This window comes from Shewanella sp. 10N.286.51.B7 (assembly GCF_002873615.1).
GTDB classification, from domain to species: Bacteria; Pseudomonadota; Gammaproteobacteria; order Enterobacterales; family Shewanellaceae; genus Shewanella; species Shewanella electrodiphila.
The window spans coordinates 1-685 of record NZ_MCUF01000015.1 but is presented as its reverse complement, the minus strand read 5'-3'; the positions used below and the strand labels follow the sequence as shown (position 1 = coordinate 685).

Sequence of the window (685 nt, the reverse complement as noted above, 5' to 3'; positions counted from 1 at the left end):
GTCAGCTTCATCAAGCACTAGATAGTTAATGTCAGATAAAGACAAAACCTGCTGACGAACTAAATCCAGCAGGCGCCCAGGCGTTGCAACAATAATATCAGCGCCACGTTTTATCGCTTCGATTTGCGCTTTAATAGCAACGCCGCCATAAACAGACACTGTCTTAACAGGCGTTAACTTAGCGTAGCTTTCAACACTTTGGCTTACTTGCTGCGACAGTTCTCGGGTTGGAACCAATATTAGTGCTTGAGTTGAACCAGATTGCGGAGCTGCTGAGTGTGGAGTCGCTGGTTCAATCTGATTAAGTAATTGCTGCAAGATAGGTAATGCAAACGCCGCCGTTTTACCTGTGCCAGTTTGCGCGCCAGCTAATACATCTTTACCAGCAAGAATGACAGGTATTGCTTGTTGCTGTATTGAAGAAGGCTGTAGGTATTTCAACTCGGTTAAACGTTGTAAAAGTTGAGTCTGAAGCTCAAGTTCGGCAAAAGGCATTAATCTATCTCCAAAAATATTGACCGTTATTTTACCATGTCAGTCACATTTTCACGATGTAGCAGTGATGATTTCCGCCACTAAATTCTCATCATAAACGTCATTTTCATGCAAAAAATTTAAATATTATTCAAAAATATCACTAATTCAATGGGAACAAAAACAGCCATAAATACAATATGTTATAACA

The 685-nt window shown here is 40.3% G+C and carries 1 protein-coding gene; it reads right to left on the bottom strand.

Annotated features, from left to right (window positions below; genetic code table 11):
• A partial coding sequence (locus BCU84_RS02110) for a DEAD/DEAH box helicase (RefSeq protein WP_133146611.1) occupies positions 1–495 on the bottom strand: 495 nt, incomplete at its 3' end.
• Positions 496–685 lie beyond the last annotated feature (190 nt).